15 protein-coding genes and 1 pseudogene are annotated in these 20,676 nt (G+C 62.6%); 4 read left to right on the forward strand and 12 right to left on the reverse strand.

Annotation, left to right across the window (positions count from 1 at the left end; all coding sequences use genetic code 11):
* Positions 1-178: 178 nt before the first annotated feature.
* Both pgi and NH396_RS02280 read left to right on the forward strand, forming a co-directional pair.
* The gene (pgi, locus tag NH396_RS02275; RefSeq protein WP_253061285.1) at positions 179-1,861 is read left to right on the forward strand and encodes a glucose-6-phosphate isomerase; all 1,683 of its coding nucleotides are present in this window, start codon (positions 179-181) and stop codon (positions 1,859-1,861) included.
* Positions 1,861-2,844: a carbohydrate kinase gene (locus NH396_RS02280; RefSeq protein WP_253061287.1), complete on the forward strand. Its 984-nt coding sequence runs from the start codon at positions 1,861-1,863 to the stop codon at positions 2,842-2,844. The genes pgi and NH396_RS02280 overlap by 1 nt, the downstream gene beginning before the upstream one ends.
* Before the next feature lie 242 nt (positions 2,845-3,086).
* Here NH396_RS02280 and NH396_RS02285 read toward each other — a convergent pair whose 3' ends face one another.
* The 10 genes from NH396_RS02285 to NH396_RS02330 form a co-directional block, all read right to left on the reverse strand.
* Complete coding sequence (locus NH396_RS02285) at positions 3,087-4,130, reverse strand: porin (RefSeq protein WP_175088498.1); 1,044 nt, start codon at positions 4,128-4,130, stop codon at positions 3,087-3,089.
* Between the two features lie 495 nt (positions 4,131-4,625).
* Positions 4,626-6,011: a TRAP transporter large permease subunit gene (locus NH396_RS02290; RefSeq protein WP_043331424.1), complete on the reverse strand. Its 1,386-nt coding sequence runs from the start codon at positions 6,009-6,011 to the stop codon at positions 4,626-4,628.
* Positions 6,008-6,592: a TRAP transporter small permease gene (locus NH396_RS02295; RefSeq protein ID WP_175088496.1), complete on the reverse strand. Its 585-nt coding sequence runs from the start codon at positions 6,590-6,592 to the stop codon at positions 6,008-6,010. Before NH396_RS02295 ends, NH396_RS02290 begins: the two co-directional genes overlap by 4 nt.
* 97 nt (positions 6,593-6,689) lie before the next feature.
* Positions 6,690-7,679 (reverse strand): TRAP transporter substrate-binding protein, encoded by a 990-nt coding sequence (locus NH396_RS02300; RefSeq protein ID WP_175088495.1) that lies wholly within the window; start codon positions 7,677-7,679, stop codon positions 6,690-6,692.
* A 419-nt stretch (positions 7,680-8,098) separates the two neighbouring features.
* Positions 8,099-9,088 carry a ProQ/FINO family protein gene (locus NH396_RS02305; protein ID WP_253061546.1) on the reverse strand — a complete coding sequence of 330 codons (990 nt, stop codon included), beginning with the start codon at positions 9,086-9,088 and terminating at the stop codon, positions 8,099-8,101.
* 103 nt (positions 9,089-9,191) lie between these two features.
* Positions 9,192-9,743, reverse strand: a complete 552-nt coding sequence (locus NH396_RS02310; protein WP_253061289.1) for a dihydrofolate reductase — start codon at positions 9,741-9,743, stop codon at positions 9,192-9,194.
* A complete protein-coding gene (locus NH396_RS02315) occupies positions 9,740-10,534 on the reverse strand; it encodes a thymidylate synthase (RefSeq protein WP_131432578.1) in 795 nt (264 codons plus the stop codon). The genes NH396_RS02310 and NH396_RS02315 overlap by 4 nt, the downstream gene beginning before the upstream one ends.
* Positions 10,535-10,748: 214 nt before the next feature.
* Positions 10,749-11,552 carry a prolipoprotein diacylglyceryl transferase gene (lgt, locus tag NH396_RS02320; protein WP_253061291.1) on the reverse strand — a complete coding sequence of 268 codons (804 nt, stop codon included), beginning with the start codon at positions 11,550-11,552 and terminating at the stop codon, positions 10,749-10,751.
* A gap of 127 nt (positions 11,553-11,679) precedes the next feature.
* On the reverse strand, positions 11,680-12,462 hold the full coding sequence (locus NH396_RS02325) for a sulfite exporter TauE/SafE family protein (protein ID WP_253061293.1): 783 nt from the start codon (positions 12,460-12,462) through the stop codon (positions 11,680-11,682).
* Between the two features lie 73 nt (positions 12,463-12,535).
* Positions 12,536-15,346 carry a response regulator gene (locus NH396_RS02330; protein WP_253061295.1) on the reverse strand — a complete coding sequence of 937 codons (2,811 nt, stop codon included), beginning with the start codon at positions 15,344-15,346 and terminating at the stop codon, positions 12,536-12,538.
* 171 nt (positions 15,347-15,517) lie between these two features.
* On the opposite strand from NH396_RS02330, the gene NH396_RS02335 reads away from it, so the two are divergent.
* The gene (locus NH396_RS02335) at positions 15,518-16,471 is read left to right on the forward strand and encodes an NRDE family protein (RefSeq protein WP_253061297.1); all 954 of its coding nucleotides are present in this window, start codon (positions 15,518-15,520) and stop codon (positions 16,469-16,471) included.
* Here the strand turns inward: NH396_RS02335 and ptsP are convergent.
* On the reverse strand, positions 16,464-18,764 hold the full coding sequence (gene ptsP, locus NH396_RS02340; RefSeq protein ID WP_253061299.1) for a phosphoenolpyruvate--protein phosphotransferase: 2,301 nt from the start codon (positions 18,762-18,764) through the stop codon (positions 16,464-16,466). The two genes, NH396_RS02335 and ptsP, sit on opposite strands and share 8 nt — an antisense overlap.
* Before the next feature lie 309 nt (positions 18,765-19,073).
* A pseudogene (locus NH396_RS02345) lies at positions 19,074-19,547 on the reverse strand (RNA pyrophosphohydrolase); the annotation flags it as partial.
* A gap of 260 nt (positions 19,548-19,807) precedes the next feature.
* On the opposite strand from NH396_RS02345, the gene NH396_RS02350 reads away from it, so the two are divergent.
* On the forward strand, positions 19,808-20,464 hold the full coding sequence (locus NH396_RS02350; protein WP_253061301.1) for an HAD family hydrolase: 657 nt from the start codon (positions 19,808-19,810) through the stop codon (positions 20,462-20,464).
* Positions 20,465-20,676 lie beyond the last annotated feature (212 nt).

The raw sequence follows: 20,676 nt of genomic DNA on the forward strand, positions 1-20,676 counted from the left end.
CGTGGCCGGCACCTTGCGCACCTTGTCGACCAACCGAGAGCGCTTTGCGCCTGAATCGTGTCATCGCCACGACTCCCGGCTGACAGTGACTTTCGCCTCGCCTGCAAGCGTGCGTCGGGCCGCCACAGAATGCGACCCGCCCCGATGAACTTCAACAACCCATACGATGGACACTTCCATGCTGCAATTGACCCGTAGTGTTTCCTGGCAGGCGCTGACCCGGCTGGGCGAGGTGACCCGCAACGACCGCATCCGCGATTACTTCGCGGCGGATCCCAAGCGCTTCGAGAAGATGAGCCTGCGCGTCGGCGGCCTGTTCCTCGACTACTCCAAGCACCACATCTCCGATGAGGTGATGGAGGCGCTGATCGAACTGGCTGAGCACTCTGCACTCGTGCAACGTCGCGCGCAGATGTTCTCCGGCGACATCATCAACGTCACCGAGAATCGCCCGGTGCTGCACACTGCGCTACGCAGCCAGACCAACACGCCGGTCATCGTCGATGGCAAGGACGTGATGCCGGAAATCCACAAGACGCGCGAGCAGATCCGCGCCTTCTCGGAAGCCGTGCGCAGCGGTGAGTGGAAAGGCTTCGACGGCCAGCGGATTCGCGACGTGGTCAACATCGGCATCGGCGGCTCTGATCTGGGCCCCAACATGGCCTGCCGAGCGCTGCTCAAGCATCGCCACCCGGAAATCAATTTCCACTTCGTCTCCAACGTGGATGGCAACCACATCCAGAAGGTGCTCAAGCGCCTGGATCCGGCCACCACGCTGTTCATCGTCTCCACCAAGACCTTCTCCACCCAGGAAACCCTGCTCAACGCCAAGACGGCGCGCCGCTGGTTCCTGGAGCACGCCGGCGAAGATGCCGACGTCGGTGCCCACTTCGTCGCGGCTTCCACCAACCGCAAGGCGGCCAAGGAATTCGGCATTCGCGAAGAGAACGTCTTCGAATTCTGGGCCTGGGTTGGCGGTCGCTACTCCATGTGGTCTTCCATCGGCCTGCCCATTGCCCTGTCCATCGGCTACGAAGGCTTCATGGAGCTGCTGGAAGGCGCCCACGAGATGGACCAGCACTTCATCAATGCACCGATGGCCGAGAACATGCCGGTCCTGATGGCGCTGATCGGCATCTGGTACATCAACTTCATGGGCGCCGAGACCCAGGCCATCGTGCCCTACGACCAGGCCCTGCATCAGCTGCCCGCCTTCCTGCAGCAGCTGGATATGGAATCCAACGGCAAGTCGGTCGACATCTTCGGCCGTCCGGTGGACTACAAGACCGGCCCGATCGTCTGGGGCGAGACCGGCTCCAACGGTCAGCATGCCTTCTTCCAGCTACTGCACCAGGGCACGCGCTACGTGCCCATCGACTTCATCGCCTCGCTGAAGCCGGAGCCGGGTACCGAAGAGCACCACTTCGCACTGATCACCAACATGCTGGCCCAGGCCAACGCCTTCATGGAAGGCAGCCAGGATGGCAGCAACCTCGATCCGCACTACAATTGCCCGGGCAACCGCCCGTCGAGCACCCTGCTGCTGGATGAGATGACCCCGCGCAATCTCGGCGCCCTGATCGCCCTCTACGAGCACAAGGTCTTTGTGCAGGGCGTGATCTGGAACATCAACTCCTTCGACCAGTGGGGCGTGCAGCTCGGCAAGCGCATCGCCGGGGAAATCAGCGCGCGCATCGATACCGACGTGAAGGCCTTCGATCCGTCCACCCAGGGCCTGCTGGCACTGGTCCGTGAGCACTTCCCTGCCGGTGGCGCCACCCAGGCAGATGACAGCAACGACAAGCCGGGCAAGAAAGCCAAAGGCTCCACGACGACCACTCGCAAGGAAACCTCCTCCTGATGACTCCGGTAATCGCGTTCGGCGAAGCGCTCGTCGACATGCTCTCCAACAAGCTCGGCGGCCAGGCCGTCGAGCAGGAAACCTTCACGCCCTACGCGGGCGGCGCACCGGCCAACGTCGCGGTGGCCTGTGCCCGCCTCGGCCTGCCGAGCCACTTCGTCGGCATGCTGGGTCAGGACAGCTTCGGTGACTTCCTGCACGACGAACTGAGCGCTCATGGCGTGCAGATGGAACACGTCAAGCGCACCAGCCATGCGCGCACCGCGCTCGCCTTCGTGTCTCGCGATGAAGAGGGTGAACGCCGCTTCGACTTCTATCGTCCGCCGGCCGCTGACCTGCTGTTCCGTCCGGAACACGCCGGGCCTGAGCTGTTCGCGACTCCCGCCATCTTCCACCTGTGCAGCAACAGCCTGACCGACGCCGGCATCGCGGACACCAGCTTCGTGCTGGCATCACGCGCACGTGCGGCTGGCTCTCTGGTCAGCGTGGATGCCAATCTGCGTCACAACCTGTGGCCGAACCAGCAGGTCGATGTGACCCTGGTCACGCGCCTGCTGGACAACGCCGACATCCTCAAGCTGTCCCAGGAAGAGGTCGAGGCACTGACCGGCAGTCAGCCGCAGACCGACTGGCTCGAAGCGCGCCTGAAGGCCGGTGTGCGCCTGATCGTGCTCACCGATGGCCCGGGCGTGATTCGCGCCCTGGTGCGCAAGCAGAGCGGCGACATCGAGACCGTCAGCATCACGCCGCCCACAGTCAAGGCGGTCGACACCACCGCCGGTGGCGATGCCTTCATCGGCGGCTTCCTGTCAGCGCTCAGCGAAGCCGGCATCCATGCCGACAACCTGAGAGACTGGTGTGAGGACGATAGCCATCTCAACGCCGCACTGGAGCGCGCTGCGTCCTGCGGTGCCTTCGCCGTGACTCGCCCGGGCGCCTATGCCGCACTGCCCAAGCGTGAAGACCTCGACGCCATGAAATGATGGCCGGACAATAACGCTGACGAATAACAGACAAGCGTTATCATTTTCCCAGAAAGCACATGATAAAAGCCCCCTTGATCAGCAGATCAAAGGGGCTTTTTCGTGGTCATGACGCTCATGTTTGTGCACTGACTACCCTCCCTTCATCGAACGAGGAGTCAGTCATCACGGAAGTGACAGACGTAAAAAAGCCGGCCCCGAGGGACCGGCTTTCGTTAGCTTGCTAGACGATTGAAGACGTCTTAGAAGCCGTAGTAGATGCCGACTGCAGCGCCGTCACTGGCATCGCCAGAACGATCGTACTGGGCGTACTCGATGAAGGTATACATCGCGGAAGAGATGTTGTAGGTGGCACCGACGGTGAATTCGTTGAAGCTGTCATCGCCGCCATTTTCGACAGCCAGATCAGACCCATCTTCTGCATCGACATACTGGTAGGCACCGTAGACGTCGCCCATGCCGTAGCCGTAACGCGCGCCGATACCGTAGTAGTCGACATCGGCGTTGTCAGCATCGGCAGCGAAGCGCTCGGCTTTCACCGCAACACGCAGCGCATCGACGGTGTACTGAGCGGTCAGACCATACTGCTCACCGATATCACCCTGGCTTGCACCAGTACCGTCATCTACGCCGTCGAACTGGCCCAGATCGTCATACACGGCAGCGATGGAGAAACCACCGACAGTGTACTTACCACCGGCATAGAAGGATGCCTGGTTGGAATCGGTGACGTTCTCGTCTTCACCGTCACCTTCGAAGTTGGAACCGACGGCGAACTGCAGGCCACCCATGACCGGAGACATGTACTGCAGCTTGTTACCTTCACGAACCGTGCTGCCACCGGTGATGTTGCTGCTGGAGTCGGTAACGTCGAAATATTCGTTGTTGGTTACCGGATCCTGGATCCAGTCATCCATCAGCTGATCCCAGGAACCAATACGCGCATCACCGAAAGAGCCCTTGGCGCCGACATAAGCCTGGTCACCGGTGTCGAGACCTTCGCTGCTCTTGGCTTCGTCAGCGTCGTATTCCCACTCGGCCTTGAAGTAACCGACGATGTCGTCGTTGATCTTGTGCTCGCCCTTGGCACCGAAGGTGGAACCGTTGTCGGCCAGTTCGCTTTCCGGATCACCGCCGAGCTGGTCAATATAGGTGTATGCCAGCTGAACGTTACCGTAGATGTCCAGCTTGGTGCCGTCCTGGTTGTAGACGGTTGCAGCGGAAGCGGAAGTAGCAGCCAGGGCAGCAGCGCCGGCGATGGCAGTAGCCAGAAGTGTCTTTTTCATCGCGATAGTTCCTTAACTAGCGTTAACTGTTCGATCGTGTCTGCCGATGGCAGTGGCCGAGGTTCCGGGCGCTTGATGACGCCTCTAAAACTCTGTGGCCTAGTTATTATCCAATGCTCGCAGGGAAACCATATACCGGGCTTTCAGGATGTGCAACAGAAAAAAACACTGTTTTCGATCACCACTCCTGAACCTATCCATCGGTCGGTTGTCTGGCGTGAGCATACTCTAGGGCCCACGAATGAAGGATTCATGACAACCATGCGTCTTGACGCCGATTTCTGCATCATCGAGCGCATCGCTGAGCGTTAATCCCGGATTCATTGTGGAAAAACCTCGTTTGCGACAAAAGTCGCAGATCAAATACCCGTCAACTGCTGTGCTTGTCTGATGCCAAGCTGTGGTTTCCTCTCAGCTTTATCTTCATCAAAGGCACCGTCCCTGTGCCAATGATTCATTGATGAGTCTGCTATCAAGATCTGCAGATAGTTATCGTCAACTGCTCAACCAGTTGGGCAGGAACAGCGAGATCGCCGGCACATAGGTGATCAACACCAGGAACAGCAGCAACAGCGACAGCCACGGCAATGCTGCCCGAATGACCCAGGTCATCGGCTTGCCGGTGATTCCCGCCGTCACGAACAGATTCAGCCCCACGGGAGGCGTCAGCATGCCGATCTCCATGTTGACCACCATGATGATGCCGAGATGGATCGGGTCGATCCCCAGCTGCGTCGCGATGGGAAACAGGATCGGCGCCATGATCAGCAGGATGGCCGAGGGCTCCATGAAGTTGCCCGCCGCCAGCAGCAGCAGATTCATCACGATCAGGAAGCCCCACGCCGGCAGTCCCCAGCCGATGATGGTTTCGGCGATGGTGTGCGGAATGCGCTCCGTGGTCAGGACATGCGCGAACAGCATCGCGTTGGCGATGATGAACAGCAGCATCATCGAGACGCGCGCGCCATCCAGTACCACCTTCTTGACCTCCTGATCGGTGAAGGACCCCAGAAGCCCGGCAGGCACCTGCCACAGCGCGCGCAACCCCGCACTCCCCCATGCTTCGTTGCCCTTGCGCCACGGCACGTTCTTCAAGGGCCCCATGTCGCGATAGCCCACCACGGCGATGAACCAGGCATACACCGTGGCCACGGCCGCGGCTTCGGTGGGACTGGCCACGCCGCCATAGATCGAACCCAGCACGATGAAGATCAACATCAGACCGCCCATGGCGATCAGGCCGGAGCGCGCAAGCACCCGTACGCCAGGGAAAGGCTGAGCCGGCAACTTCTTGATCCGCGCCGCGATATAGATCGCGACCATCAGGATACCGCCCATCAGGAGGCCCGGAATCAGGCCGGCCATGAACATCTTGGCCGCCGAGACTTCCGTGGCGGCGGAATACACCAACATCACGATGGACGGTGGAATCAGAATACCCAGCGTACCCGCATTGGTGATCACACCCGCCGCGAAGGACTCGGTATAGCCCTGGCGCACCATGCCCGCGATCACGATGGAGCCGATGGCCGCCACCGTGGCCGGAGAAGAGCCGGACACGGCGGCAAACAGCATGCACGCCAATACGGAGGCCATCGCCAGCCCACCGCGCACGTGGCCAATGGCGTCGGTGGCGAAGGTGATCAGGCGACGTGCCACGCCGCCGGTCGAGAGAAAGGTGCTGGAGAGAATGAAGAACGGGATCGCCAGCAGGGTGTAGTGATGCGACAGGGCTTCGAACAGCTTGATCGCCACCGACCCCAGTGAGTCACTGGAAAACAGCAGGATCGTGGTAACGCTCGAGAAGCCCAGCGCAAAGGCGATCGGCATGCCGAGAAAGATGCCGCCGAACAGCAGCGCAAACAGAGTGGCTATGGTCATCGTGGTGTTCCCTGATCACTGTCACGGCCAGCATCGCCGTTGTCCTGGCCATCCGGCTCATCCGACTGCACCAGGTGCATGCTGTCCTCGCCTTCGTCATGAAAGCCGAAGCCACTGGCATCGCCACGAATCACCTTCCAGCCCAGTACCGCAAAGCGCAGCATCAGCAACAACATGGCAATGGGCAGAATGGTGAGGGCATACCACTTGGGAATCGCGATGTCCTCAAGCTCGATGCCGATCATCTTCATCAGCGAGAGATATTCATAACTGCCGACCAGCAGCAACACGCAGTACGCCATGCAGATCGCCAGCGCCAGCAAGGTCGCCACGCGCTGCCAGAGCACCGGCAGCATCTTGACCACGACATCCACACCGATATGCGCGCCCTGCTTGACGCCCCAGGACACGCCGATCAACACGAACCAGCCCGCCAGATACAGCGTGGCTTCCTGTGACCAGCTGATGCCGGTATTGAAGACAAAGCGCAACACCACCTCGACGAAGACCAGCAGCACCATCGCTACCAGCAGCAGCGAGAACAGCGTCTCTTCCGCCTTGTGAAGCCATCTTAGTGCCATGGCAAGAATCCTCATGTCGCTCAAGGACACTTGCCCCACGCGTGATCGCCGATTTTCTGGCGCTCAAGATGGGGCAAGTGATGGATGGCCTGACGGCTTACTGGTTGGCCGCTTGCGCGGCGTCGATGATGTCCTGACCGATGTCGTCGGCAAACTCGCCCCATACCGGCTTCATGGCGTCGACCCACTGCTGACGCTGGGCATCGTCGAGCGTGATGATCTCGCTCTGGCCGGAATCGAGGATGGCCTGCTTGGCCTCCATGTTCTTGGCTTCGGAGAGCTGGTTGCCGTAGACGATGGCCTCATCGAGCGCCGACTTGACCTCGCCACGCACATCATCCGGCAGGCCATTCCAGAAGCGCGCCGAGGACACCACCATGTAATCCAGCACGCCGTGGTTGGATTCGGTGATGTACGGCTGCACCTCGAAGAACTTCTGGGAGTAGATGTTGGAGTAGGTGTTCTCCTGGCCGTCGATGGCCTTGGTCTGCAACAGGATGAAGACCTCGGAGAACGGCTTCTTCAGCGAGACGGCATCCACCGCGTCAAACTGGGCCTCGAGCACATCGGAAGTCATGATGCGGAATTTCTTGCCGTCGGCATCCTCCGGTGTCTTGAGCGGCGACGATGCGGAAAGCTGCTTCATGCCGTTATGCAGGTAACCGAGTCCCACCAGCCCCTTGGATTCCAGCGACGTCAGCAATGACTGGCCCGTCTCGCTGCTCTGGAAGCGTTCAACTGCGCCCATGTCCTTGAACAGGAAAGGCAGATCGAAGACCTGCAGCTGGTCGGTATATTTCTGGAACTTGGACAATGACGGTGCGGCCAGCTGCACATCGCCCAGCAGCATGGCTTCCAGCACCTTGTCGTCCCCGTACAGCTGCGAACTGGGGTAGAGCTCGACTTCCACCTTGTCGCCCAGACGCTCCTCTACCAGCTGCTGGAATTTCTTGCCCATCTGGCCCTTGGGGGTATTTTCCGCCACCACATGGGAGAACTTGATGGTGATCGGGTCGGCCATGGCCGTCGCTGAGGCAAACAGGATGGCGGCACTCAGGGCGGTCAGGGCTGGCTTGATAAGGCGCATGGCGAATCCTCTTGAATTGCGGATATTGTGGGTCTTGTAGGGCATTCGATATCCCGTCTGCGCGGCTCCGACACGATGCCGCGCAGAGGTGCGGCGCGAGCAGGGATAGCCGAGACACTGCGAGCATTGCGCCACAGCCGCCAGATAGACGAGACAATCCAGACAATTCAATGAGTTGAAGACGCACAGTTCACTCACAACTCGCGCACAGGTGAGCCGAATTCCGCGGGCCGCTGGCGATTTGTGAGGAGTTGTGCGGATTTCCGCCCACCAACGACAAGGCCCCTGTGCGGGAATCCGCACAGGGGCCTTGTCTGTTAGCACCGATCATTGTCGACCGAGCGTCTTCCTCAGCTGTCACACCACCTGCCAGCACATTCTCAGGGACGGTGCTCAGGGACTGTGTTCAAGGACTGTGTTCAGGGACGGTGCTTGGTCATCAGCTCGCTGAGCTTGTGGCTGATGCGCTGATCGGTCGCCTGCTCTTCCCGCGCCTTCTGCTGGCGCGTCAGCTCATCGAGCTGCTGACGGGCATGGCGTGCCTCATCTTCCGTCACGGCACCCACCGACTGACCCGAGAGGTCCACGCGCTGCGTGCCCGCCCGTACCGCCTTCAGATACCGCGGCAGATGGACATAACCCGCCAGCGCGCGCCGCACCAGCTTGTCATCCCAGGGCTCGTTTTCCAGCAGCTCGATATGGATGCCGATCTTCAGCGGCCGGGTGTGGCCCTTGAAGAAGGTATCCGGATAGCGCTTGTACCACTGCTTGAGCAGCGCATGGGGAGAAGGCGCCGACTCAGGCTGAGAAGCCTGCTGTGCCTGCGGGGCCTCGCCCTGCTCGGCCTCGTTCTGCTGATGCGCTTCCTGCTCCTGCGGTACCTGAGCTTGCGGTGCCTGAGCCTCGGACGAGTCGGCAGCCGCCGCTGTCTGCGCGTCAGCTGCCGGCTGACTCACGTTCATGCGCTCTGAGGCCAGGCGTTCTGCCTGCGCCTCCTGCTGCGCTGCCAGAACCGACTCCGCATTCGTGGAGGGTTGCGGCGCAGAAGCCTGCTCAGCCAGTTCGCGCAGTTGAGCATCTCGCGCCAGCAACGCCTCATTCACCGCGTTCAACTGCGCCTGCTGCTCCTGCAGTGTCTGGCGCGCCGCCGCGAGTTGCTCAGCGAGCTGCTCTCGCTCACGACGCTCTGCGGCCAGTGCACGCTCGGCGTCTGCCAGGGCACGCTGATGCGCATCGGCATCTGCCGTGGCTGCAGACGCTGCCTGCTGCTCCAGCTGGGCCAGCGCATCGCGCAGGCGGGCATTTTCCGACTCCAGGGCCGTACGGGCCCGGCGCTCTGTGTCACGCTGCTGTCGCTGTGTGTCGGCTTCATGTTCAAGCGCAGAATACAGCGCTTCGAGGCGATCCATCGTCAAGGCCTGAGCCTCCCTTGCACGCTATGGGCAGTTCCGTTTGGCACCAGTCTGTGTCAGTACCTGCTGACTGTAAAGGTCACGCCGACCAGCCAGTGGCTCAGACGTCGCGGCGCTCGAAGCGCACGAAGTCATAGGCCGGCAGGCCCTCACCGCTCTCCCCCGGGACGCGCTGCGCTTCCTGCCAGCTCGCATCCAGCGCCGGGAAATGGGCATCGCCCTCGATCTCGACCGCAACCTCGGTGAGATAGAGGCGCGTCGCCACCGGCAGCGCCTGGGCGTAGATCTGACCGCCACCGATCACCATGATCTCATCCACGCCTTCGATCATCGCGTGGTGGTCCGCCATGCTCAGCGCGGCGGCCAGGTCACTGCAGACCCGTACGCCATCGTGATGGAACTCGCTGTCACGCGTGACCACGATGTTGAGGCGATTGGGCAACGGCCTGCCGATGGAGGCGAAGGTCTTGCGTCCCATGATCACCGGCTTGCCCTGGGTGACATGCTTGAAGAACTTCAGGTCTTCCGGCAGATACCACGGCAACTGGTTGTCGACGCCGATCACGCGGTTGACCGACATGGCGGCAATCATCGCGACGGGCACGACGGTGTCAGCCGCCGCCGTCAGCGGAGAGAATTCATTATCGCTCATACAGCCACCTGCGCCTTGATATGCGGATGGGATTCATAGCCTTCGATGGCAATGTCATCGAAGGTGAAGTCGAACAGATCCGTGACTTCCGGATTCAACACCAGCTTCGGCAGCGCCAGCGGCTCACGCGTCAACTGCTCACGCGCCTGCTCGAGATGATTGCTGTAAAGGTGGGCATCGCCGAGGGTATGGATGAACTCGCCCGGCTTGAGGCCACACACCTGCGCGACCATCTGGGTCAGCAGCGCATAGCTTGCGATGTTGAACGGCACGCCGAGGAAGATGTCCGCGCTGCGCTGATAGAGCTGGCAGGACAGGCGACCATCGGCGACGTAGAACTGGAACAGTGCATGACAGGGCGGCAGCGCCATCTCGTCCACCAGCGCCGGGTTCCAGGCCGAGACCATCAGGCGGCGCGAATCCGGGTTGGTCTTGATCTGCTCGATCAGCTGGCTGATCTGGTCGACGGAACCACCTTGCGGGTTCGGCCAGCTGCGCCACTGGTAACCGTATACCGGCCCGAGGTCGCCATTCTCATCGGCCCACTCGTCCCAGATACGCACGCCGTTTTCCTTCAGGTACGCGATGTTGGTATCGCCTTTCAGGAACCACAGCAGCTCGTGGATGATCGAGCGCAGGTGCAGCTTCTTGGTCGTGACCAGCGGGAAGCCTTCGGCCAGATCAAAGCGCATCTGGTGGCCGAAGACACTCAGGGTGCCGGTGCCGGTGCGATCGCCCTTTTGTGTGCCGTTTTCCAGCACATGGCGCATCAGATCTAGATAGGGTTGCATGGTGGCGAGTCCGTACGGCGTGTCAGAGGCTGGCGCAGCGAGCGGTGCCGTCGGTAGCCCTGCGCCAGCCTCTTCATGAATTCGAATCGTTCACTTGACGATATTTGACGCTGCCAGATACGCAAGAACGCGGCCCGATGGCCGCGTTCTTGCGTATCTGGCAGGGGCCCAGTTTACACCGAATGCCCCCTGTATTCACGCCTGCATTGCCACCTCAGGAAGCCCGAGGCACCGGCGGCTGCGCCACTTCCTGACCGCGCGACCAGGCCATCAACAGCAGCCCGAACAGTACCATCGGCAGCGACAGCAGCTGGCCCATGGTCAGCCAGTCGAAGGCGATGAAGCCGAGCTGGGAGTCCGGCTGACGGAAGAATTCGGTGATGAACCGGAAGCCACCGTAGCAGAGCAGGAACAGACCGGAGATCAAGCCCTTCTGGCGCGGTTCACGCGAGACGAACCACAGGATGGCGAACAGCACGACGCCTTCCAGTGCAAACTGATAGAGCTGCGAGGGATGACGCGGCTCTGGCCCGTAGAGCGGGTAGACCATGCCCCAGGAGACATCGGTGATGCGCCCCGGCAGCTCCTGATTGATGAAGTTGCCCAGCCGTCCTGCTCCGAGGCCGATCGGCACCATCGGCGCGATGAAATCGGTCAACTGGAAGAAGGTCAGCTGATGGCGACGCGCGAACAACAGCATCGCGATCAACACGCCCAGCAGACCGCCATGGAAGCTCATGCCGCCATCCCAGACCTTGAAGATCCACACCGGGTCCGCCAGCAGCTTGTCGAAGCCATAGAAGAGCGCATACCCCAGGCGGCCACCCAGCACCACACCCAGGGCGCCGAAGAAGATCAGGTCGCCCACCGCGTCCTGACTGAGGCCGACACGTGCGCGACGTGCTCGCGCCAGCCCCCAGGCCGCCGCGAAACCGATCACGTACATCAACCCATACCAGTGAATCTTGAAGGGCCCCAGCGCCAGCGCCACGGGGTCGATCTCAGGATATTGCAACATGTGAAAACCTTGAATGAGGAAGTCGGGCTCTATCAACGCACTGGGCGATGCAGGCATCGCCTCTCAGGCGGGCAGAGCATAACAGTCAAAGCATGAACACGACCTGCCTGAGGCAGCGTATTCCCGCTCACGCCAGCAGAAACCGCAGTCCGACGACGACCAGAATCAGCGCGAACAGGCGCTTGAGCAGCAGAGCTGGCAAGGCATGTGCCAGCCGCGCCCCGAGGCGCGCGAACGGCACGGATACCAGCACGATGCCCAGCCACGCCACCCAATGGACATAGCCGATGGCGTGTTCCGGCAGATTGGGGGCATGCCAGCCAACCACGATGTTGGTCAGTGCGGCGGTCAGCGCAATGGGAAAGCCTGCCGCGGCGGCGGTCCCCACCGCCTCGGTCATGCGCGCCTGCCAGCTGGAGAGCATCGGCACCATCACCGTGCCGCCGCCGATGCCGAACAGCGAGGAAATCACGCCGACGGTACTGCCACCCACGAACTGGCCGACCCGCCCGGGGGCCTGTGCCATCTGGCCCACCTTGAGATCCAGCCCGAGCTTGGCCGCCACCAGCAGCACGAAGACGCCAAAGGCCATCTTGAGCGTCTCACCGCTCAGTTCACTGGCCAGCACCACGCCCAGCCCGGTGCCGACCACCAGTCCCGGCAACAGCCGCTTGAGCCAGTCGAGGCGCACCGCACCGCGCTCATGGTGTGCCCGCGCCGACGACAGCGAGGTCACCACGATGGTGGCCAGCGAGGTGCCGATCGCCAGATGCATCAACACCTCCGGCGCGACGCCTTGCAGCACGAAGGCCGCGGCCAGCACCGGCACGATGACCAACCCACCCCCTATACCGAACAACCCCGCAATCATGCCGGCGACCGCGCCCAACAAGGGATACCACCACCACATACCCGACTCCTCTCATGCTGAATTGCGGTGACTGTCTGCCGAGAGTGGCCCGGGCCTCTCAGCGCCATGACCGTCAGCCGTCTGTTGATAGCGGACCTTCGCCGCTGCCGGACACACGTGGCGTCAGTGTCACGTCAGGCAGCCACATGCTGACCTTGTCGATCAGCGCCTGGGGACGGTAGGGCTTGCCCAGATAATCATCCAGCCCGGCGGCGAAGAAGCGTTCGCGATCAGCTTCACTGGCATTGGCGGTCAACGCGATGATGACACTGCGCCGCCCGCTGCCGGCGGCGGCTTCCTGCTCGCGCCAGCGCTGACTGACACTGACGCCGTCCATGCCGGGCATGAAGATATCCATGAACACCAGCGCGTAGAAATGTTGCCCACGTGCGGCCAGTGCCTCTTCGCCGCTGCTGGCGGTATCGACCAACAACCCCTGACGACCGAGCACCGTGCGCGCCAGCATCGCATTCACCGGCCCGTCATCCACTACCAGAATGCGGGTTTCGGTCGGCTTACCCGGCCATGTCATCGGCAGCAGGATTTCCAGCGCCTGCTCGTCGTCCAGGTTGATCTGGCGATAGCTACCACCCAGCTCATCGATCAAGCGCCGCGCCATGACAAGGCTCGAGGGCGATTGATGACCGATATCGAGCCCGACATGCCCCCGCAGCTCGAGTCGCAGGCAGCAACAGCCAGCGCCCTCGTCATCCGCCCCCTCGGCAGAGAACGCTGCATCGCGACAGGCCGGCAGCTCACAGCCTTGCTGCAGCTCAAGCCGCAGAGATTGATGACTGGCGCTTTCGTGGCGCACACAGCCTTCCGCAAGATGCTCGAACAGCTGTGCAAGCCGACGCACATCACCGCGCAATGCCTCCGGCATCGGCCCCAGCTGCCACTCGAAGGGGTAGCCGACGTCATGATGGCGCTGCTGCATATCCTCGAGCAGCGCCCCCAGCGTCTCGGTCGGCGAGAAGTCATTCTCTTCCAGCGGTGCCCGTACCACTTCCTCACGCTCGGTCAGGGCATCCAGCAGTTGCGCCACGCTGTCGAGGCGGCCCTGCAGCAGGCTGAGCTCGGCATCCTCGATATGACGCTCGCGCCTGAGCTGACCAAGCTTGCGCACCAGGCCTTGCAACGGCGGCGTCAGCTCGGCGTGCAGCATGTCCAGATAATCGCTCTTCAGGCGAGCCTCTTCCCGTGCACGGTCACGCGCGACCAGCAACTGCTGACTGGCCTGATCATGTTCGGACTCGTCGATCAGCACCCCGAGCACCTGGGCCGGGTCATTGTTGAAGCGACACAGCTCCAGGCGCATGCGCCGCATGCGCCCCTCGGCGTCATGCACCCGGAGTTCACGACTGCTGGGCACGCTGGGGTTGGGCTCCAGCATCAGCAAGCTGCCCACCGACCGCCCCAGCGACTCATGCAATACCAGCCCGAACAGCTTCTCGAAGGCCGGGTTGGCCATCGCCAACAGCCCATGGCGCATCACAAAGGCCGGCAGCGGCAAGGCATCCAGCTCATGGCCGCGACCACGACGCAGCAAGGCCACGGCTCCACGATGGCGACGCAGGATGTCATCCGCCGGATAGCTCTGCCGCCCCACCGGCGGGTACTCCTCCATCACCTCTCCGTTTTCAAGACGCTCGCTCTGGCGCGCCAGCCACTCCAATGGCTGCCCCAGGCGCTGGTCCATACGCCTGAGCCGCCATTGCAAGATGAGCATGACGACAGCGAACACCAGCAGCAGCGCGCCACCACTGCCCAGCAACAGGGTCAGCAGCGGCACTTGTCCGGGCACCTCGAGTCGCGTGCTGGACACCAGGCGCCAACCCGTGACCGGCAAGCTGTCCCACACCACCACTTGGGCGCCGTGCGGGTCATCCAGCGTGGCACCGCGCAGGCTGGTATCCATCGCGCGGGCGATATCCGCAGGCAGCTCCCGTGAATGGCCGTCGCCGACATTGCTGCTGGCCGCCCAGACGTTCAGGTGGTCATCGACCAGCCAGAAGGCATCCGAGTGGGCATGCCCCGGCAGCAGCAGGCGCGCCTCCATCTGGGGCAGCGCGAGATCCAACCCGACACGCGCCTTCTGGCCATTGCCGAGCGAGACCTCTGCCAACGCCGTGATCTGCGGCAGACCGGCAGGCCCGGGGTGCGGCGGCAGCCAGACCACGCGCGCCGCACCATTGTCGGCATTTTCGGCAAGCTGACGCACGGTGTCCGGCAGCACCCCGGTGTAGGGCATGAAATCACTGCCCGGCGCGAAGGCGTCCAGCACGTTGAACCAGGGATAGAGCATGACCATGCTGTTATCGAGACTCACGAACAGGCGTGAGATCAGGGGGTCCGACGAGTAGAGGTCCGATAGCAGCCACTGCATATGCATCAGTCGCCGCCCGACGTCACGATCCTCATCGCTCAACGGTCCTTCGAATTCACCATAAAGTGCGGCTCCCCCGCGCGATACCGGCCTGAACAACTGGCCCTGCTCGGTGAGCGAGAACTGGTCCAGGCCATCGTCATAGGCGCTGCTCCCGTTGGCGCCGAAATCGAGATGGCGCCGTGCGTAGCGCGCCAGAATCTGCAGGCGACGCTGCTGGGTTTCCAGGCGCTCGCTGACCAGCGCCGTGGCCAACGCATGCTCCTGCCTGAGTTCCCCCAGCGCGCTATCGACGGCGGCATGCTGCGTGCTGTCCCAGACCACGGCGGCCCCGACCAGAAAGCACAACGCCACCGCCAGCTCCGCCAGCAGCAGCGGGCCAGCCGTCAGCCGAATCATGCGCGCCCAGACCTTCTCCAGGCTACTGGCGGAATTCTGGGCATTCGAAGCTGCCGCCGCGGGCGGTGGCTCGACAGAGGAAGCACGGCGCGAGAACATGATCTGAAAGCATCCTGTAGGTGAGGCGTCGGCAAGCCCGACCGCTTGCCAGCGCAAGCTGTCGAGACAAAGCAGCAGCATACGCAAGCCGCCGTCAGGCGTCATGCAGTGCCAGCGTGACAGAGGCGCTATTTTCTCCCGACCCCCTGATGGAGTGGCGATATGTGCCTGATGGCATTTGACTGGCAACCGGACTCGCCGCAGGGCGAATGCCTGCTACTGATCGGCAACCGGGATGAGTTTCACGCACGCGCCACCATCGGGCTCGGCGTGTGGCCGGATGGCCTGTTGTGCGGCGGACGCGACCTGGTGGCCGGCGGCGGCTGGCTGGTCATGCACCCCGCCGGCAGCCTCGCCACGCTGACCAATGTGCGACAGCTGGACCACCCTGCCCCGACGGCCAGCATCAGCCGTGGCCAGCTGGTCGCGGCAGCGGCGCGTCAGGCGCTGGGCCGATGCTCACGCTGGGGCCTTGAGGACTGGTTGCGCGCCCTGGTCGCGGGAGAGAGCGTGCCTGCGGCACTGGAGGGAGCGGACGCACAGAAGCTGTCTGCGCTGACGCTTGAGGCCGTGGACTGGTGCAACCTGCTGGTCTGCGATGGCAAGGCGTTGTGGCGCCTGCATCATGGCCCAAAAGGGGCCGAGGTGAGCCGCCTCGGCGCGGGCATCCACAGCCTGAGCAATGGCCATCCCGAGAGCGACTGGCCCAAGCAACGACGCTTGAGTGGCCGCCTGGCAGCCCTCCTCGCCCCGTCAGCCCGTGCTGGTCAGACAACCGCACGAGCATTGAGCGACGACTCGCTGCTCGACCTGCTCAAGGATGACTGGCGGCCCGCGCCGACTCAGCTGCCGGCCACCGGGCTCACGCCCGAACGCGAAGCCCTGCTGTCCAGCCCGTTCATCGTCAGCGCCGAATATGGCACGCGGGCCTCGACCCTGGTGCGCTGGCAACGCCACCCGGCAAGGGACACGACTGATCCATCTGGTGTGGTGCAGACCCTGACCCTGCTGGAGCGACGTTTCAGCCCTGAGGGCCATACCATCGCCAGCCGCAGGGCCATGACATGTTCGATCGCCCCGGGAAGCGGCGAGAAAGGAGACATCGGCAGCTGGCGGCTCAGTTAGTCGTCTCGCCGGCTTTCTGCGCCACGGGCGCGTTGTCGCGCGGCGGCAACAGATGGGCCAGATCCCAGGCCTGCAGGCGGTGGAGCAACAGGTCATGAACCTCATCGGCGGTGGGCTGACACAGCACCTCGTCCACCAGTCCCTGCGCCGCACCCAGTGACACCCGCCGAATGGCCGCACGCACGCGCGGCAGACTCGGGGCATTCATCGACAGGCTGTCAAAGCCCATGCCCAGCAGCAGCAAGGCCCCGGCGGGGTCGCCCGCCAGCTCACCGCAGACGCTCACCGGCATCTTGAGCGCACGCGACTCTTCCGCCAGGCGCGCCAGGGCGCGCAACACCGCCGGATGGCAGGCATCGTAGAGACTCGCCACGCGCGGGTTGTTGCGATCCACCGCCAGCAGATACTGGGTGAGATCGTTGGAGCCCACGGAGAAGAAGTCGACCCGAGTGGCGAGCGCTTCCAGCTGGTAGAGCGCCGCCGGCACCTCGATCATCACGCCGAGACTCGGTCGCGAGACGTTGATGCCCTCTTCGGCCAGCTCGACCAGCGCCCGATTGACCAGCGCCAGCGCCGCATCGACTTCCTCTATTCCCGAGATCATCGGCAGCATGATGCGCAGATTGTCTAGCCCTTCCGCGGCACGTAGCATGGCACGCAGCTGCACCATCAGCACCTCGGGATGATCGAGTGTCACCCGGATGCCCCGCCAGCCCAAGAAGGGATTGGCCTCGTTGATCGGGAAATAGGGCAGGTCCTTGTCGCCGCCGATATCCAGCGTGCGCATGATGACCGGCAGCGGCGCGAAGCCCGTAAGCTGCTCACGATACAGACGCGCCTGCTCCTGCTCGCTGGGGAAGCGGTCACTCATCATGAACGGCACTTCGGTGCGGTAGAGCCCGACCCCGCCGACCCGCGACTTGAGCGACGCGACGGAATCCAGCGCCAGGCCGGTATTCACCATCAGCGGCAGAACATGACCATCCGGGGTCACGCTTGGCAGATCCTGCTCCTGCTCCAGCAGAGCACTCAACGCCTGCTCCTCCTCGATCAACCGTGAATAGTAGGCGCCGAGCTCAAGCTCGGGACGCACTACCAGTCGACCACGGTGACCATCGAGAATGACCGGTGCACCGCCCAGTCGCGACAACGGAAGATCCACCATGCCCAGCACGGTGGGAATCCCCATCGCACGCGCCAGGATGGCGACATGCGAGGTGCTCGAGCCACTGACCGCGACCAATCCCTTGAGGCGCTCACGCGGCACCTCTCCCAAGGTCGCTGGACTGATCTCGTGGCCGATGAGGATGGTGTTTTCCGGGTATTCGATCGGACCGCTGTCACCCTCTTCCTGCAGGTGTGACAACACGCGGCGCCCGAGATCCCGTATGTCGGCCGCTCTTTCGCGCAGGTAGTCGTCATCGACACGCTCGAGATACTGCACATGGCGGCGCACGATATCGGCCAGCGCCGCCGGCGCCCACTGTCCTTCACGGATGCGCTTCTCGACCTCCTGCCCCAGCGCCGCGTCGCCCAGCATCTGCTGATAGACCTCGAACAGCGCATGTTCCTGGGTGGAGATACGACTGGCGAGACGCTCCGCCGCGACGCGAATCTCTTCGCGCACGGCGTTGATCGCCTCCTTGAGGCGTGCGATCTCGAATTCGATATCGGTGGGGATCAGGTCGGGGACAGCGTCAAGGTCGGCGGGCGGAGACAGCACGAAGGCCTTGCCGATGGCGATGCCGGGCGAGCCGGCCACGCCGGAGAAGGTCGCCTGGCCACTGGTGCCGGCCAGCTTGCCCAGCGCCCCGGTGGCCAGCGCGTGGGCCAGCACTCCCGCCAGCTGCGCGCCGAGGGTGACAAGGAAGGCTTCCTCACCTTCATCGAAGCGGCGCTTCTCGTGTTGCTGGATGACCAGCACCCCGAGCACACGACGCTGATGAATGATGGGGACTCCAAGGAAGCTGGAGAAACGCTCCTCTCCGGTCTCCTCGAAATAACGGAAATGGGGGTGTGCGGGCGCATCCTCGAGATTGAGCGGCTCTTCTCTGAGCGCCACCATCCCGACCAGGCCCTCGCCACGTGCCAGACTGACCTGCCCCACCGACGACGAGCGCAGACCGATGGTATCCTTGAGCACGAAGCGATCGCTTTCCGGTGCCAGCAGATAGACGGAGCAGACGTCCGTCTTCATGGCCTTGCGTATGCGCAACACCATGGTCGCCAGTGCCGCGTCCAGGGAACGTGCGCCATTGACCTCCTGAACGATACGACGTAGCACCTCAAGCATGGAGTACCTCAAGCATGGTGTCTCTCGCGCATCGGAGACGTCGAAGAAAGTGATTGCTGGACACGGGTGGCGTGAATCAGGCTCAGCCACCCGCGCCCATCAACGCCATCAGTCGGACGAATGACGCCCGTGCCCTTCAGAGCTGGCGCCACCGGCCTCGGGGTCAGTGGCACCTGTACCATCGAGCCCCTTGGCCGCCGCATTGGCAGTGCCGACCGGTGAGCCACTGGCACCAGGCGTCCCGCAGGCACCTCGCGCCTCATGCAGCGAGGTCCCCTCGGCGAGCGTCTTGAGTCGCTCGGTGTCCACCAGACGCTGCAGCCGCGGCGCCAGTTCACGCAGCGCCCGCCGATAGACCTCGCGCTTGAAGGCCACGACCTGCCCCAGTGGATACCAGTAGCTTACCCAACGCCAGCCATCGAATTCCGGCTTGGGTGTGGTATCCACGCTTACGCGGTTGTCCTGACAGCGAATCTGCAACAGGAACCACTTCTGCTTCTGACCGATGCAGATCGGTCGGGAGTGCGTTCTTACCATGCGTCTGGGTAACCGGTAGCGCAGCCATCCACGGGTGCAGGCCAGTATCTCGACGTCCTCAGCTTTCAGGCCGATCTCTTCTTCGAGTTCACGAAACAGCGCCTGTTGCGGTGTCTCGTTTGGCTTGATGCCCCCTTGCGGAAACTGCCACGCATTCTGTCCTACCCGGCGCGCCCAGAGCAGCTGGCCCTCACAGTTGGCAATGATGATGCCAACGTTGGGGCGAAAGCCGTCAGCGTCGATCACGGATGTCACCTTTGATTCGTTAATTGAAACCATTCTTCCACAAAGGCTGAAAGCGCTTCAATACGCGGTTTGGCGGTGTGAAAGCCCGAGCACCTCTGCAATAATCGCTGCCTTCACGCTATTGCAGTGCAACACGGCCGAACGAGACTGCTCGTCGGCCACCGTACACCCGCGCAAACACTGGGCCGGCACCCTATCGTGCTCTGTTGTCCGTGTCTGTCGCCCAGCCGAGTGTGGCTGGGCAGAGCAAGGAGTTTTCCGTGAGTCTGGCCATCTTTGATCTCGACAATACCCTGATCGCCGGGGACAGTGATCACGCCTGGGGCGAATTTCTGGTCGAACAGGGCGCTGTCGACGCCAACGTCTATCGTGAAGCCAACGAGCGCTACTACCAGCTCTACCAGAGTGGCGAGCTGGACATTCACGAATACCTGGCCTTCTCACTCAAGCCGTTGTCCGAGAACAGTCCTGAGCAGCTGGCGGCCTGGCACCAGCAGTTCATGGCCGCCAAGATCGAGCCCATCATCCTGCCGCGGGCGGAAGAGCTGCTGGCACGTCACCGGGCACGCGGCGACACCCTGCTGATCATCACTGCCACCAATCGCTTCATCACCGCTCCCATCGCTGAGCGCCTCGGCGTCGATGAGCTGATCGCCATCGAGCCCGAGATCGTCGGCGGCCGCTACACCGGGCGCGTCAGTGGCGTCCCCAGCTTCCAGGCCGGCAAGGTGACCCGCCTCGAAGCCTGGCTCGCCGAACGTGACCACACCCTGGATGGCAGCACCTTCTACAGCGACTCCATCAATGACCTACCGCTGCTGGAGCGTGTCGATACTGCCATCGCGGTGGACCCGGATGAGCAACTGCGTGCCGCCGCTGACGCGCGCGATTGGCGAATCATTTCACTGCGCGACTGATAAGAAACTGATTTACATGGTTTTATCGATCCATAAGGTCGAGCAGCCTCAGCTATAAGGTTTTTATGTGGCTACAAGCATTCACCATAAAGTCGACCTTATTTGCTGAATCATTTCGCACAAGATGTGTCTATAATGTGTGTCCATCGAACCGTCGAGCCTGGTGCGGCAACTTTTGCCCCGTCACGGCAGGACGGCCTCCGGAATCCCGG

It is taken from the genome of Cobetia sp. Dlab-2-AX (assembly GCF_024124625.1).
In the GTDB taxonomy this organism is placed as follows: Bacteria; Pseudomonadota; Gammaproteobacteria; order Pseudomonadales; family Halomonadaceae; genus Cobetia.